General features: G+C 52.1%; 16 protein-coding genes and 1 pseudogene. 7 read left to right on the plus strand and 10 right to left on the minus strand.

What is annotated here, in order from left to right:
• Positions 1–167 precede the first annotated feature (167 nt).
• The 5 genes from H2515_RS13350 (at position 168) to H2515_RS13370 (ending at position 3,591) form a co-directional block, all read left to right on the plus strand.
• The gene (locus H2515_RS13350) at positions 168–1,235 is read left to right on the plus strand and encodes an ATP-binding protein (protein ID WP_198660372.1); all 1,068 of its coding nucleotides are present in this window, start codon (positions 168–170) and stop codon (positions 1,233–1,235) included.
• The gene (locus tag H2515_RS13355; protein ID WP_198660373.1) at positions 1,228–1,764 is read left to right on the plus strand and encodes a hypothetical protein; all 537 of its coding nucleotides are present in this window, start codon (positions 1,228–1,230) and stop codon (positions 1,762–1,764) included. Before H2515_RS13350 ends, H2515_RS13355 begins: the two co-directional genes overlap by 8 nt.
• A gap of 244 nt (positions 1,765–2,008) precedes the next feature.
• Complete coding sequence (locus H2515_RS13360; protein WP_232821398.1) at positions 2,009–2,404, plus strand: DUF6883 domain-containing protein; 396 nt, start codon at positions 2,009–2,011, stop codon at positions 2,402–2,404.
• Positions 2,401–2,610, plus strand: a complete 210-nt coding sequence (locus H2515_RS13365) for a DUF4926 domain-containing protein (protein ID WP_014027876.1) — start codon at positions 2,401–2,403, stop codon at positions 2,608–2,610. Before H2515_RS13360 ends, H2515_RS13365 begins: the two co-directional genes overlap by 4 nt.
• A 357-nt stretch (positions 2,611–2,967) precedes the next feature.
• Entirely contained in the window at positions 2,968–3,591 is a 624-nt protein-coding gene (locus H2515_RS13370; RefSeq protein WP_232821399.1) for a hypothetical protein, read from the plus strand.
• Here the strand turns inward: H2515_RS13370 and H2515_RS13375 are convergent.
• Positions 3,540–4,577: an IS5 family transposase gene (locus H2515_RS13375; RefSeq protein WP_198660374.1), complete on the minus strand. Its 1,038-nt coding sequence runs from the start codon at positions 4,575–4,577 to the stop codon at positions 3,540–3,542. The genes H2515_RS13370 and H2515_RS13375 overlap by 52 nt on opposite strands.
• Positions 4,578–4,720: 143 nt before the next feature.
• Here H2515_RS13375 and H2515_RS13380 point away from each other — a divergent pair, with 143 nt between their 5' ends.
• Complete coding sequence (locus H2515_RS13380; protein ID WP_232821401.1) at positions 4,721–5,014, plus strand: hypothetical protein; 294 nt, start codon at positions 4,721–4,723, stop codon at positions 5,012–5,014.
• A gap of 545 nt (positions 5,015–5,559) precedes the next feature.
• On the opposite strand, the gene H2515_RS13385 is transcribed toward H2515_RS13380, so the two are convergent.
• The 8 genes and pseudogenes from H2515_RS13385 to H2515_RS13415 all read right to left on the minus strand — a co-directional run bounded on the left by H2515_RS13385 (position 5,560) and on the right by H2515_RS13415 (position 11,974).
• A complete protein-coding gene (locus tag H2515_RS13385; protein ID WP_198660375.1) occupies positions 5,560–6,405 on the minus strand; it encodes a hypothetical protein in 846 nt (281 codons plus the stop codon).
• 170 nt (positions 6,406–6,575) lie between these two features.
• On the minus strand, positions 6,576–7,682 hold the full coding sequence (locus H2515_RS13390) for a J domain-containing protein (protein WP_198660376.1): 1,107 nt from the start codon (positions 7,680–7,682) through the stop codon (positions 6,576–6,578).
• 142 nt (positions 7,683–7,824) lie between these two features.
• Positions 7,825–9,105, minus strand: a complete 1,281-nt coding sequence (locus H2515_RS13395; protein ID WP_198660377.1) for a Y-family DNA polymerase — start codon at positions 9,103–9,105, stop codon at positions 7,825–7,827.
• Between the two features lie 6 nt (positions 9,106–9,111).
• Entirely contained in the window at positions 9,112–9,312 is a 201-nt protein-coding gene (locus H2515_RS16155; protein WP_232821402.1) for a LexA family protein, read from the minus strand.
• A gap of 16 nt (positions 9,313–9,328) precedes the next feature.
• The gene (locus H2515_RS16160) at positions 9,329–9,592 is read right to left on the minus strand and encodes a LexA family protein (protein WP_232821404.1); all 264 of its coding nucleotides are present in this window, start codon (positions 9,590–9,592) and stop codon (positions 9,329–9,331) included.
• Entirely contained in the window at positions 9,582–9,821 is a 240-nt protein-coding gene (locus tag H2515_RS13405; protein ID WP_014028193.1) for a hypothetical protein, read from the minus strand. Before H2515_RS13405 ends, H2515_RS16160 begins: the two co-directional genes overlap by 11 nt.
• A gap of 97 nt (positions 9,822–9,918) precedes the next feature.
• Positions 9,919–10,260: an SOS response-associated peptidase family protein gene (locus H2515_RS13410; protein ID WP_232821405.1), complete on the minus strand. Its 342-nt coding sequence runs from the start codon at positions 10,258–10,260 to the stop codon at positions 9,919–9,921.
• A 9-nt stretch (positions 10,261–10,269) separates the two neighbouring features.
• Positions 10,270–11,974 (minus strand): annotated as a pseudogene (locus H2515_RS13415) (IS1634 family transposase).
• Positions 11,975–12,099: 125 nt separating this feature from the next.
• Here H2515_RS13415 and H2515_RS13420 point away from each other — a divergent pair.
• Complete coding sequence (locus H2515_RS13420) at positions 12,100–12,684, plus strand: phospholipase D-like domain-containing protein (protein WP_332873289.1); 585 nt, start codon at positions 12,100–12,102, stop codon at positions 12,682–12,684.
• A 162-nt stretch (positions 12,685–12,846) separates the two neighbouring features.
• Here the strand turns inward: H2515_RS13420 and H2515_RS13425 are convergent, their stop codons facing one another.
• On the minus strand, positions 12,847–13,905 hold the full coding sequence (locus tag H2515_RS13425; RefSeq protein WP_198660378.1) for a zinc-binding metallopeptidase family protein: 1,059 nt from the start codon (positions 13,903–13,905) through the stop codon (positions 12,847–12,849).
• Positions 13,906–14,181 lie beyond the last annotated feature (276 nt).

A 14,181-nucleotide genomic window follows, 5' to 3' on the forward strand; every position in this document is an offset into this window, starting at 1 on the left:
GACTGTTTGCGGTCGTTGGGATGCGATAAACTATGAATAACCACGATTTTTGTCAGAGACCGAAAAAGCCAAGGTTGGTCCTGACCCTGCGCATGACAAAGGCACATAGTTTTTATTCCCAGGTCAGACGCGGATTATCATATCTATAAACACAGAAGAGGCAAAAAATGTCATTGCATGATAATCACTTTGATCTTACAATCTCAAATATAGGCGTCATATCTTCAGCAAATGTAAGGATTGAAAATCTGACGGTTATAGGTGGCCCAAATAACTCTGGAAAAAGCACCATTGGCAAGCTCCTCATGGCCATGATTAAATCTGATGTAATCTCGAAATACAAAAATAATAAAGCAAAAAGTTCATTTGAAAAAAAAACGAGAGCGAAAGTATTTTGTGATATGGAGGCGATGCTATTCGGTAAAAAACTATTCCGTTTCGGCAGCGACGAAGGAAGCGCAAAGCTTGAGCGCGAAGGAAATAGGGTTTACGAAATAACAGTAAGGGATAAGAAACCCTACATGCTAGACGCCGAAACAAATGATGACTCTGAACAATATTTCAGAGACGCAATGATAGTAAGTACTCCACTCATCTGGGATATGATAGATTTGTTTCGCTCCGTTCAAGCGTTGAAAGAGGCGAGCAGTGTTCTTAACCTTGGACAAAAAATACGCTATCCATACGTTCAGTGGGATGTCTTCACCAAATTAGAGCTTGCAAAAGATGAAGAAGCTGATTCCGACATGGATGTGGGGAATGAATTCGCGCATAAAATCATGGATATTATAGCTGGTGACTTTCAAAAAAATAAATCCGGTTCATATAATTGGAAACCTAGGCATGGTGGTAATTATGATATGGTATCAACAGCATCCGGGGTAAAATGGTTTGGTTTACTTTTGGCCTTAGCTAGGAATGGTGCATTCAGAAAAGATCGATTGGTTATACTTGACGAGCCAGAAACACATCTTCACCCTGAATGGCAATTGAAAATGGCGGAATTATTAGTTTTTATGTCTAAGAAGATGCACCTAATCGTGACAACTCATAGTCCTTATCTTTCTGAGGCGATTGAGCTTTATTCCGAGCAAACGAGCGATGTTAGTTGGCATGCATCTATTCCAGAGTCCGATGGTTGTATCATTAAACATCTAGATTGCCCCCAAGAAATATATGAGCAACTCTATAGCCCAATACCCAAGCTCGAAGATTTGAGGGTAAACCATGATTAAGCTAAAACAATACGTTGTACCACTGACCTTTGTTGTTGATATACAAAGTTGGAACCATGGCTTACATAGTAACGCAGAGAAGGACTGGGTATGCTTCGATAACGCTAGAAACGATCCGGCATTCAAAAACCGTTATAGCCAGTCTTATGCCATAGATGTGTTGAAAATATGCAAAGACGGAAATGGCGATTATAATTTCTTTTTTATTGAATTTAAAGATTTAACGAAAGTTGGCAGCGCTACTCTATTTTTTATTAAAAAGAGAGATAACCTGATAATGAAACTCATCGAATCGATTGCTATTACCTCATACTTTCTTGGCTCGTCAAGATATGTCGGCGTTAAGGACTTTCTTCTGTCAAAAAAGAGAAGATATTATATTGTATATAATGGCGGCAATAAGTTGCACTCCCATTTGGCTGCTATAGTTTTTTTAAAAGGAATCAGACTAAGTGGCCACGTTTCCAGGGTTGATGTAATGGAGTGGTCTGTGTTCTGCAAAATCATATCACCAACGTGCTGCAAATAAAATTATATAATCTTTATATTAAACATGGATATTTGTTTCTGATGATGAATGACTGCTTCCGCTGCATCACTGACCATTCACAGCGCAAAGATCACGCCACCCGGTGCTCCGGAACTCCATGGTCGGCGTCGGGACCAATCCGGGAAACTTCGGATGAATGGCAAAACTTGCTACTCCTTACGCAGGTGCGTGAGGCTGAGGATGGACGGGGCTGACTGGCAAAGGTATGGTCCAGCTGCAGGAAATGCACTATGATCCTGTCTGGTATTCGTTTGTAATCGAAGGCTTGTCTCTGACAGATATGATGCTACCCAATGCAGAAAGGGCGATCCTGGACATTCGCAAGCTACGAGAATACACCCTGAATCCCGGTCACCTTGCCGGAGGCAACAAGGCCAGGGTGTTCGCCTCGTGCCTGGGGATAGGCCAGCAAGATGCCGAGCTGCTGCGCTCAGTATGCCTCCGTGCCATACTGAGCAACGAGGCCACCGAGAAGGTGGCCGACAGCCATGGCAAGCGTTACCAGGTGGATTTTGTCATGCAGCGCCAGGGAAAGTCCGCGATCGTTCGCACGGGTTGGATCATCAGGACTGGAGAAGACGTTCCCAGGCTGACAAGTTGCTATGTGAGGACATCATGAAACTACTCGACGTTGTAGCGCTTTTGGAACCCATACCAGAGCAACACCTTCTGCGTGGCCAGGTCGGAACCGTCGTGGAAGAGTTGGACCCTGGTTACGTGGAAGTTGAGTTTCTTGTGGGCGACGACTATATCACTTTAGCGGTTGCGGAGGATCGCCTCATGCCACTGCACTACGCTCCAAACCAAAGTATTCGCGCGGCATAATCAAAAAGGAGTGCCACAGAAGTTTTTTCGCACTAAGATGACCGTTAAAGACTGATTGCAGACATTCAGCAGCGAAAAGCAAAAGATATCATCCGACCAGTAACAGTCGTTCATGATTGAGGCTGACAACGGGCGTATTATACCATGATTGTGGACGTCATGTTGCACCGTTAGTGCAATCGAATTTACGTTATGCATAAGGAATATATAATGAGCCTCTGTTTAACAGAGGGCTTAATGCAGAGGTTGAGAGGTTGCTACGTACAAATGCATAAACTTACGATCAAGATGGGCGGACGAGAAGCCACCCACCCCTTACCACAACGTTGGGCCTCAACAGAACGAAGGACTTGACCAGTGCAGGTAACCGATAAGGCATACACGGAGCATCAGGTATTCGCTGAACTTGATCAATATGCGAAGTTCTATAAGCAATTAGCTATGTCAGTATTCCAGTTCGTACCGATGGGTACAAAAGCAATCTGCAACATCAACACCTACGTTTACTCATCCATGCAGGGCACAGTTGAGTCGATTAAAATCATCCTTCTTTCCGGGCGTATCAATGACGCATACGCTTTGCTCCGGAAGTACTACGATTCGGCAGTAATTAACGTTTATTCAAATCTTTACCTGAAAGATAACTTTAGCATCGAAAAATTTATCGTTGAGAAAATTAACAACTGGCTTCAGAGTAAAGAAAAGCTCCCAGATTACCGAGTGATGTCTCAATACATAAGAGCGTCAGAAACGCTCAAACCGATTAACGACTTGTTATGGGCACTTCGAATAACAAAAATTTCACGACTTGAGAATGGAATATCCCCCTTTCCTCGCCACTTTCAGGCGATTTTTACGCATTATCCCTACTTTATCTGCGTATTTCCAGTATTTTTAGCCTTTTTCGTGGGCTTTGGACGGATTGATCCCTACCTGGCCACCGATTGCTGCATTAAGCAGGTAAATCGCCGCATGTTATAGACCAGATTCATCATGCCGATTTTGACTTCAGCGCGAGCCATACCAATGGTGCGCAGAAACTTACCACCCTGCTGTACCATGGCGCCAAAGGCATGCTCAACCCGTGCGCGGTGGTGTGACCGGCGCGTGTTGGCCAACTCCTGGGCCTTGGTCAAGGGCGGTTGCGTTGCGCCTTCTCGTGGATTCGGCTGCGGTAACCTTTTGACATAGCATTTGCTCCGCTTCCGTTGAACGATAGGCGCTGTCCGCAAAACCTGTACGCCCTGATTCTCCGGGTCCAGAAGCGCTTCCAGGCACTGACTGTCATGCACAGCGGCATCCGTGACCATGTACTGATGAATCAGCTTGTGGCGCTTGTCCACGTTGATATGGTTCTTGTATCCGAAGAAACTGCGGCCATTCTTTTTGGTCCAGCGGGCATCGGTGTCTTTCTGGCGGCGCTTGGCGGGCTGATCCTGCCACGTCTGGGGCGTTTCGCCCTGATTGACCTGTTCCCGCTCCTTCCGGTGCATCCGTTGCCGTGGAACCGTCACAAAACTCGCGTCGATGATTTGCCCGGCCCGTGCGGCGTAGCCGGCTTCCCGCAGAAAAGCATGGAAGGCCGTGAACAGTCGCTCCGTCAGTTTGGCCTGGGCCAGTGATTCACGGAATAGCCATAAGGTCGTGTTATCGGGTACGGCTTCCTCCAACCCAAGCCCCAGGAAACGCTGAAAACTGAGGCGATCCCGAACCTGGTATTCGGTTTGTTCGTCGCTGAGATTGTGCAGTTGCTGTAACACCATCATCTTGAAGAGCAGCATCCGGTCGTAGGGCTTCCTCCCTCCCGGCCCTTTGGGTTTGGCCTTCGGCACACTCTCCAGAATTGGGCGGAAGCGCTCCCAGGGAATGAGCCGGTTGAGCAGCGGCAGGCCGTCGCCCAGCAAATCCAGTTCCCGCAACCGGCGGTCTCCGGGGAAAAATCCTGTTTGCCCTACCAGTCCTGCCATGGTTGCTCTCCCTTCCAATCGGCTCCCTATATTTTACTGGAAGTGGGGAGTTTTTCGAACCGCCCTTATACGGAGATGACAAATACAAACGCCTGCGCGACAGATGTAATGATCATACGCACTACAACTTCTATCGCCATGTGATGCTCAATGACAACGAGATTCATATAGAGAACCGCGGCCAGTTGCTTGAAAGGTTTAGAAGAGATACGCAAGATATATTTACGTTTCACCTCGGATATGTCTTTTTCTTAAACGACCATTACATGATGTCCAGCGATCATCTGGACGCACTTGAGTGCGGCATGCAGCCAGAGGAGAACTCCCAGTATTGGGTCGCGCCATTTATTCAAGACATTTTCCGCGAAGTCATTACTCCGGAGCGCCCTGACATCACAGCCACTATCAAGGCGAACTCTGCGATGCAACTCTCATGAGCGATTTGAGGCCTAACCCAACGCTCCAGCCAGGGCTCTGCCAAAGTCTTCCATAACTCATTGATTCTTCATATTTTCATGCATATCAGATTCGCTGCAACCTGATGAATTCGCAGAAGATTCAATGCTGCTCATCGTACACAGCGTAAAAAAACAGAGATAGGATCAACCAATCAAAGAGATAGCAGCATGCTTGCCGTAGCCCTGACGCTCCAGCAGACAAGCGCCGGCGGCGGTTTCGCCCGCTTGCGGCTTCAGCTAGCACGCTAGTCTGTCAAACAGCGCCCCATATTGAACAGTTTCTGGCTGAAATCAGTAGCATGATTGACCAGGTTAATCGATTGCCCGTGCCCAGTATTTCCGATGTCGCGTCAACGGGTTGCCATGTCGACAGGCCCTCGGATAGGTGATCAGTATTTGGTGCGGATGGTTGATGAGGTGTTAGCGCTGATTGACATTCATAAACATTTAAAATTTGAGATCAGGTTGCGGCCCGTTAGGGCCGTAGCGCCTATGGCGAGTTGCTATGCGCATTCGCACGTTTTCTACTGGCCGATTACCGTTTGTATCCGCGACGCGATGGCATCAGATAGCACCGAAAGTCCTTGCGCATTGTTGAGGTACTTAACATAACGAATGTGCCTAAGGTCAAATGGCACATCATCTTGAGACTGCGCAATCAGTATTACTTCCTTTCCAAGTGCATGCGCAATGCCAGCCTCATAGAACACGTTGGGATTTTTGCTTGAAAGATCACATATCACAACTCGCGCTCTGGCGATCAGGTTCACAATGTCTTGTATTACGTAGTGATGTTCCCAGAAATTGTCTGCGCGCATTGGCTTGAGCCCAAGGGAGTTTACCGCTGACTGTATTGCTGCGTAAACTGGATCGAACTCCGCTGCAAACGGCATCATTATTGAAACGAGGCTTGGCTGAGGCTGATGTATGGCCTCAAGACTAAAGACTTGAGAGGCGGGTTGAGCCTTTTGCTGATTCATTAACAAGAACTTGAAGAGGTCTGCTTGCTTTACTTCCCAATGCGTATGTGTGAGGGCGTTCCTGCTAATGCCGAGCTGTGACGCAAAGCTTTCGATGTCCTCGTTCGGTATTGGTTTGATGCCGTTTTCGGCGACGTATTGGATAGCGGTTTCCGTTGGTCCCTGCACAACGGAGGTTATATAGACGACACGAGCTAATTGCGGACCATCGCCGCCTACTTCGGTCATGAGGAGTGCAGGGAATCTGCTGACCTTAGTGGCATCAAGCCGTCCGCCCTCGTTCAGGACGAGCTGTCCGGGCTCCTCGTCAGATTTAATGTAGATCCGACGATTTGAGATAGACCCACCACCATCAGGCCAACCGCTATATGCCACAAGCAGATGAAACATCCAAAGCCCTCGTTATTATTGATTCGCCTGCACCAATGGAAACGTCTTACGGCAGAGAGGAATGACTGCTTCTGCTGCCCTGCCGCCGTTGAAGTCTGTTGGTCGGCAGCTGCATACCGCCCATTCACCCAACTATACGGTCGCTATTTTTAGTGGCTGTGGCCCTCGCATCAGTAAAATTCATCGTCGATATAATCTTCCGAAGCCAATTCGCGTCGTGCAGTCTTTATCCAGCGTTTGAGGTAGGCGGGTTGCGAAAGTCGTTTCATCTCCTGCCGTAATCCGCTAATGTCCTGTCGGGTTGCCTGAATGGTTTCCTGAATATCCCGCGACAGACCATGCGGTGAGTGTATCGCAAAAAGGGGTATACCGAGACTGCCGGCCAGATGCTGCTGAAGTGCCTGCATTTTACCTTTTAAAGTGGCCAGATGTTCCTTGAGAGCCTGGTTATACTTTTTCAAATGCGCATCGCCCAGCTTATGGACCGCTTGCGCGTCCATCAGGCCCAACTCGTGCTGGAGAGCCAGCAGTTGCAAGAGATCATTTTCCCCATAGGCCTGATTGATCCGTTGCATCAGCGCCGTTTTCTGGGCACGCATGACCGGATCCGCCTCCCGGTCGGGATGCACAGCGCTGACCAAACGCCGATAAATGCCCTGCAGGGACTGGTGGATCTGCCCCGCCTGTTCTGCCTGATGCGCTTCTTGCGCCTTTTGCCGGGCCGTTTTGGGTCTGGTACGTTGGCTTTCTCGCTGTGACTGCGTTTGTGGCGTTTCCTCTTCCGTCCATGCCTTTGGATTTTCTGAAGACCCTTTTCCATCACCCGCAGCTTCAGGGTTTAGGTTGAAAAAATCCTCCATGGACGCTTTCATCTCGGCGAACATGGCCTGTTCTTCTGCGTCGGGGCCGCCATGCCGATCATGTATTTCTTGCAACTGTGGATCGGAGGATTCCGTCATGAGGTTCTCGGCCAAACGGGCAATCATCTGGGATAGAGTCTCGCTATCCGCTTTCCCCAGTTTCTGGGTCAGACTGATGGTGTCCAGCTGAACCAGCAGCTGAATACGCAATTGCAGATGCTGATCCCGCAACGGCAGAAGGTCCTTGAGCACACGCTGTCGCGTCGCCTCCATAGCAGCTTCCCAATCGCTCATCTGCTGGCGGGCTTTGGCAATCTGCTGGCTGAGGCGGTTAAAAGTCTTTTGTTCCGGCGACAGAGAGGTGTCGGTCTGTGCCGGTGGCGTCAACACCAGCGCAGGAAATCGTAATGGGGGCATGCCGATGTCCAGAAATAGGGAAAAGGTGAACCGTGACACAAGTCTACGCCGGTGCTCTTTCATGGCGCAAACGCGCTTTCCCGGACACACCACCCTCCCGTGCGCTGTCTTTTATCTATACCGGAATAGAGGCTGATCCCGGTTATTCCAGCTTTGCTCTGGCCAGATCCGCCCATCGTGTCGTGTAGGCAGGGGACTTGTTGCCGCGTTTCATGGCCCATCCACGCGGTTCCTGCAGACCGGCCACGCCCGGCTGCAGGGTGCCGCTGCCAAAACGCGCATTCACCTGGTCCAGCGTGATCATCAATTGATTGGCGCGCGCCTCATCTTCTGCCGACGTAAAAAGGTCGGCCTGCAAGGCATCCGCCGAGGTGATCTCCAGGAGATGCACGCCCGCCTTGGCATAAGCCAATCCCGACCGATACATGTCCACCAGTGCGATGCGGCCGGCCTGCAGGAACACCCGGGTATCCTGACTGGGATGATTCAGGGCGACGGTTCTCGTGGCATGATATTGCGGTAGATGGGCCTGAAAGGGGCTGGTGTGAATAAACACCCGCAGGGCACCGGCCACCGAACCCTGACGACGCAGTTTATAGGCGGCCTTTACGGTATACAGGCTGATCGCTTCGCCCAATTCCTCTGCGCTGGTTACCGGGCCGAAGGATCGCGAGGATTGAATCTCCTGCCGGGGCGGCGGGATGTCCACCATGGCGATGCAAGGTTCCCCGCGCAGTTCCCGTATGCTCCGTTCCATGAGGATACTGAAGCGCTTGCGCATCAGCGCGGGATCCGTCTGCCGGAGATCCCAGACCGTCTGAATTCCCGCCTCCTGCAATCGCGTGGTCCACTGGCGACCCACCCCCCAGACTTCGGAAACCGGCAGTTGTTGCAAGAGACGCTGCTGATCCCCTTCAGCCAGATCGTCCCACACGCAGACTCCCGCATATTCAGGCATCTTTTTGGCGACATGGTTGGCGAGCTTGGCGAGCGTCTTGGTCGCTGCGATGCCTACCCCGACCGGCAATCCCACCCATTGCCGGACTCTCTGCCGGGCCGCTTGTCCCCTGTGGAATAGTCGGTCTTGCGCAAAGCCCCGCAGATCCAGGAAGCATTCGTCGATACTGTAGACTTCCTGAATAGGGCTGAAGGTCGAAAGAATCCCCATCATGCGATTGCTCATATCGGCATACAGGCTGTAATTGCTCGACAGGGCGATGATTCCTTCCCGTTTGGCCAGCTTCTTCATCTGAAACCACGGTGTCCCCATGACCACACCCAAGGCCTTCACTTCAGCCGAGCGCGCGACAACACAACCATCATTATTGGAGAGCACCACCACGGGCCGCCCTTCCAGATCCTGGCGAAACACCCGTTCGCAGGAAACATAAAAATTATTGGCGTCTACCAGGGCAATAGCCATGGGGCCTCAGACGCGATGCAGCACCCGGGTCACCACGCCCCAGATGCAGAGTTCTTCCCCTTCTTTGAGGATGATCGCGGGAAACTCGGGATTTTCCGCCACCAGATGCACGGCGCTGCCGATCCGGCGCAAACGTTTGACGGTGAGGTCGCCATTGATGGCCGCCACCACGATTTTGCCATCCACCGGGGTAATGGCCCGGTCCACAATGATCTCGTCCCCATCAAAAAATCCCCGCGTCCCGCATGGACCAGCCGGTAACCCGCAGGATGAAAGTCGCTTCCCTGTGCTGGATCAGGTGGGTATTCAGATCAATCTGTTTTTCGACATAGTCATCGGCAGGGGACGGGAAGCCTGCGGCAATCCGGGACACCATGAGTGGAAGCGTACAGGCGCGATGATGGCCGCCCACGGGCTGTGGCGATGAGGCCAGCATGCCTTTGGCGCCCAATGTACCCTGGGATACGGGTATCGGATCACAACGCATAGGGTTGCTTCCGATCCTGGTCGTTCCCTTTTTGTTGTGCGGCGGGCGTTACCGTCATTGGGCTGGTGGCAGGCGTCCAGGTGACATGGCGGGCGTCTTGAAATACGCCGCCATTCCCGGCCGCATATTGTGGAGACTGATGGCCCAGCCAGGCGGCCAACAAAGGGGCCAGGATCAGAACCAGCAGCCATTGGGATTTCTTGATGGGTTTTGCGTTCGTTGTTTGCATCAGAATGCGCTCCGCAACCGTGTACTATATATTTATACAGTAACAGTTCTACGATGCGCAAGTATCCTCCCAACGCCAGCATGCTCAGATCATCCCATCAGTCTGGCGCCGTCCCGTCCCAAGGCAAAACCGCCTCTGGTGTATTGTAACGGGTGCTGTTCACCTGCGGAGAGACCGAAAAGCTTTCCCAGGAAAAGTCTGCAGGCTGAAAACAGGGGTCCAGGTGTGGCCGCCGCGCATGAGGATGCCACCAGAGCGGCCAATGGCTGCGATCCAGCACCAAAGGCATACGTTCATGGATGTGCTGCAAGGCAGGTAGGGCGGGGACGGTAATGATGGCGAAGGCCTCCTCGGTCTGACCTTCTGCGGTGGTGTGCTGGTCCCCCCGAGTTCGACAGTTAATCTCGCAACTCCTTGATATTGAAAATAGCGATTTCAAAACGCTCCACTACAACAGCGTCAATTGCTGAGACGCGGCTGGTTTTTTTACCCGGAGGGCATGCAGAACCTCGCTTTGACATTCCTGGATGGAAGACACCCCGGATACGGGTGGGGCGCCATTGAGACGAACTCGGTGATGCTGAATGCGGTGGAGTTGCTCCAAGGCTCGTTCCGGCGTCAGCCCGGTGTGACTCGCACGTAAACGACTGCGCATGACCCGATGCAGAATCAGCGCCATGAAGCAGATCGCTGCGTGCGCCCGTATCCTGTCGGGCAGGCGGTGGTAGACCGGGCCGATTTCCAGCTCGGATTTGAGCACTTTGAAGCCCCGCTCGATATCGGCGAGAGACTTATAGCGGGCCACGACCTCCGCCGGTGACAGGTCCTGCACATTGCTCACGAGCAGGAGCTTGCCATCCATCTTTTCCGCCAGGGTGCGTGCGCTTTTGTCGATGTCGTAGCTAAACTGCTGTGCGGCCATATCGACTTGGATGATGCGCGATAAATGCGCCTCGCAGACGGCATGGTAGAAGCGTGCCTTGGCACCGCTGTCGGAGAGTTTGCGTCCCCGATGCTTTTGCCGTCGTCCTGATCATCCAGTTTGCCGGCCCACTGGTCGCCCTGAGTAATCAGCGCTTCGATCCGCGCATTCCGCTTGGCGGTCTGGTCCGCCGCCGTCATGGGATCATGGGCGATAACCAGCCGCAGGTCGTTCCAGGTGCGCTCACCGATGACTTCTTCAGTGGCAGTGTTGCACGACTCCCGCTGGAAACTATCCAGCAGATCGGTAAATTCATGGTACCGCCGCCCCGGTACGGCCAGGATAAACTCCAGCGACTGCCCGTTGGCCAGCCGGATCGCCTGCAACGCCTCCAGATTGTCCAGACTCAACAACCCGCGATCCGCGATGAGCACCAGGCGCCGCACTGTCGGAAAGCGCTCCAGCACTTTGCCCAGGGTCGGCAGCAGCGTTTTGGTCTCAGCGGTGTTGCCATCGAAGACCTCATGGTAGATCGGCAAACCTTCTGCAGTCTGCACGACCCCAGCATGAACTGGCGAGCGATCAGACCTTCCTTGGCCATCCCGAATTGACGGACGTCCTGGGGAACCGTGACCAGGCCTTCACTGCGGATCGTGGTGAGGTCATAGAAGACCACGGACAGGTCCTGATCGATCAGGGGGCGCAACAGTCCGGCTACCACAGCATCTACGGCACTCTGTTGCTCCATCAGGGCATCCATGCTGCGCAGGAGTTGCTGGTGGGTAATCGTTGTCACGGTGACATCCGGCAAGGCGACGGTTTCCACCCAGCGCAGTACGCCCAGTTTCGATTCGGGATCGCAGAGCCGGTTGAGGACCATCACCCGGATCAGCGCTTCCACATCGGTCGTATGGCGGGTCTTGCGGAACACCTGACGTAGGGCGCTGAACCCCAGCTCCTTCCAGAGTTCGGTCAAGGCCCAGACATCGCCAAAAGCACGCGCTGTTTCAAAAGCGATGGATGGTGGAGAAGAAATCGTTGGCGCCGGGGTGGGCACCTGGCCGCTGACCTTCATCAGGCCCTGAATCACGGCATTCAACTGACTGTCGACCTGATCCAGCCGCCCAAGTGTGGCGACGGTACGCTTTTTGACCTTTCCGGCATCATCCCGGTAGGACTCGACAAGCTGGACATAGCGGCGGCTGCCGGAGGTGGTGATCTTCACATGCATGCCGCCACTTTATCAGCGTTCATAGGCATGTCAACAAAAGAGCCTAAGTGATAAAACGTGCCACCACAGAAGTTTTAGAAAATACGCGCTGAAACCCCTATGAATGCTGGGGCGATGTTACGAAATTGACGATTTTTGCCGATGAACTGTCGAACTCGGGTGCACAGAGGGTATTCGATGCCGACTGGAATGATCAGAAGGCAGGGCCGTATCCCCATCAGGTGCTCGTGCTTTCTCCCGGGAGTGCCGCACAAATGGTTTCGGTCATTGATCAGCCGGGGCCGGTGGACATCGAAAGCGAGGAGATGGGCGATGACCGGACCATTCTCAGCGCCATTGCCGCAAAAGGTCACGCGGCACGGGTGATTCTTCCCGCCAGCATCAGTGCCGAAGATCAACGCAACGTCGCTGATTTGGAGCAACACGGCGTGCAGGTGCGGCTAATGCCCAAGTCACCCATCTACATGCACGCCAAGGCGGAAATCGCTGGGGACGAGGCTTTCATCGGGTCGGAAAATTACAGCACATCCTCTCTGAACGAAAACCGGGAAATGGGGCTGATCCTGCGTGGTCGTGAGGTCGCGCAGTTGCGGACGCAGTTTGATCAGGACTGGCGTCTGGCCGGTGAGGGTGGGAATGTCGCCACCAGCCGGGAACACGGGCGCCGGTTCACGGATAGGGTCAAAGACTGGTGGCACCACCACGAATAAGATCTTGATACCCTGAGCCACCAGCCACTCCTGCAGCTTCGACTTTCCTGTCGCCAGTTTTCAATGTCGGAGGTACGCCACGACCACCGCAAAACCTTATCGGCATCGGCCAATGGCTCTTCCAGAAAGGAGACATTCGCTGCTCAAAATGAGCAGGTCATGTTACCGCCGCGAGGCCTTTACCAATTGATCAACAAACTCCAGCTTGTTAATGACCACATCGGTTAAAACAAAAGGGTAGCTATCCTGTTGCCCCAGGCTGCGATTCATGCTGTTCAAGAATTGTGTTAACGGTAGCCATTGCTCAATGAGCATCTCTCTAAAGGATTGCGTATTCAGATTAATGTCCGCCCCTGAAACAGAGGCGGCGTGCTGACCACTCACATGGATGCTTACACCCCAATTTATAGCGGTTTCCAAGGTGTCCTTGATGTGCAGATATTGTGCCCATGTTTCCGCCCAGTCTTCCCATGGATGCATGGTGGCATAACTGCTGATGTAGTTCATCTGCCAATTTGTCGCCGGCCCTGTCTGATAATATTGCTGCAAGGCCTCCTGATAATCTCTGGATTCGTCGCCAAATATCTCTCGAAATGACTCCATCCATGAGCTCTTGGCAATGAGGTAATCCCAATAGAAATGACCTATCTCATGACGAAAATTACCTAATAATGTGCGATAGGGCTCATGCATGGAGAAACGACGCTTTTCACGTTCGGCATCATTTGCTTCCAAGATATTCAACGTGATCACACCAGAACTATGGCCTGTGAGCACTTTCTTCTTTGCCGAATCGGCAATAAATATAAATGCAAGACCATGTTGCGGATCATCTGTCCTGCCCGGAATTGGGAGCCCTAGAAATTTTAGAGAATAAATAAGGCGGCGCTTTGCTGCCTCCAGCAGATACCAATAATGCAAATTTTCAGGCAAGCTGAGTTGTGGAATGATTTCCGTATAGCGACAGCTCTGGCAAAGGTCGTTGCCATCGTCTTTGGCTACCATCCAGTTACAGACTTGCACGGACTCATAGTTGCGACATGGCTGGATATTGTATTGTGGAGAAATACCTGCGGGTTCCCACGAACCATTCATTTGCCGGAAAAAGGCGGCCATAAACTGCTGTTCGGGAACAAAACCCAAATTGGCGTTACAGTTCTCACAAACTGTACTCTCAAAAAAAACCATATTGGCACAGTTGGGACAGGTAAATGTTTTCATAGGCACCTCCTACAGGTCTCTACCGGAAGTGACACGGGTCATATCCGGACAGGCTATTGTTACATGACTGGGGCGATCCCGGAGGTGCCTTTCACCAACAACATCGCAGAACAGGCTAGACGAATGATCCTACGGAGATCAAACGGCTATAACCTCTTCGGCACCGTTAAACGATAAAATGCTTCAGCCACGTGGTTCCTGGCTAGCTCTGCTACCATAGCTGGCTATCTCCAGCCCCAGTCTTGGCGTTATGCTAACCGGTCGGTAACCCGAAGG

This window comes from Acidithiobacillus ferrivorans, assembly GCF_016250455.1.
Classification (GTDB): domain Bacteria; phylum Pseudomonadota; class Gammaproteobacteria; order Acidithiobacillales; family Acidithiobacillaceae; genus Acidithiobacillus; species Acidithiobacillus ferrivorans.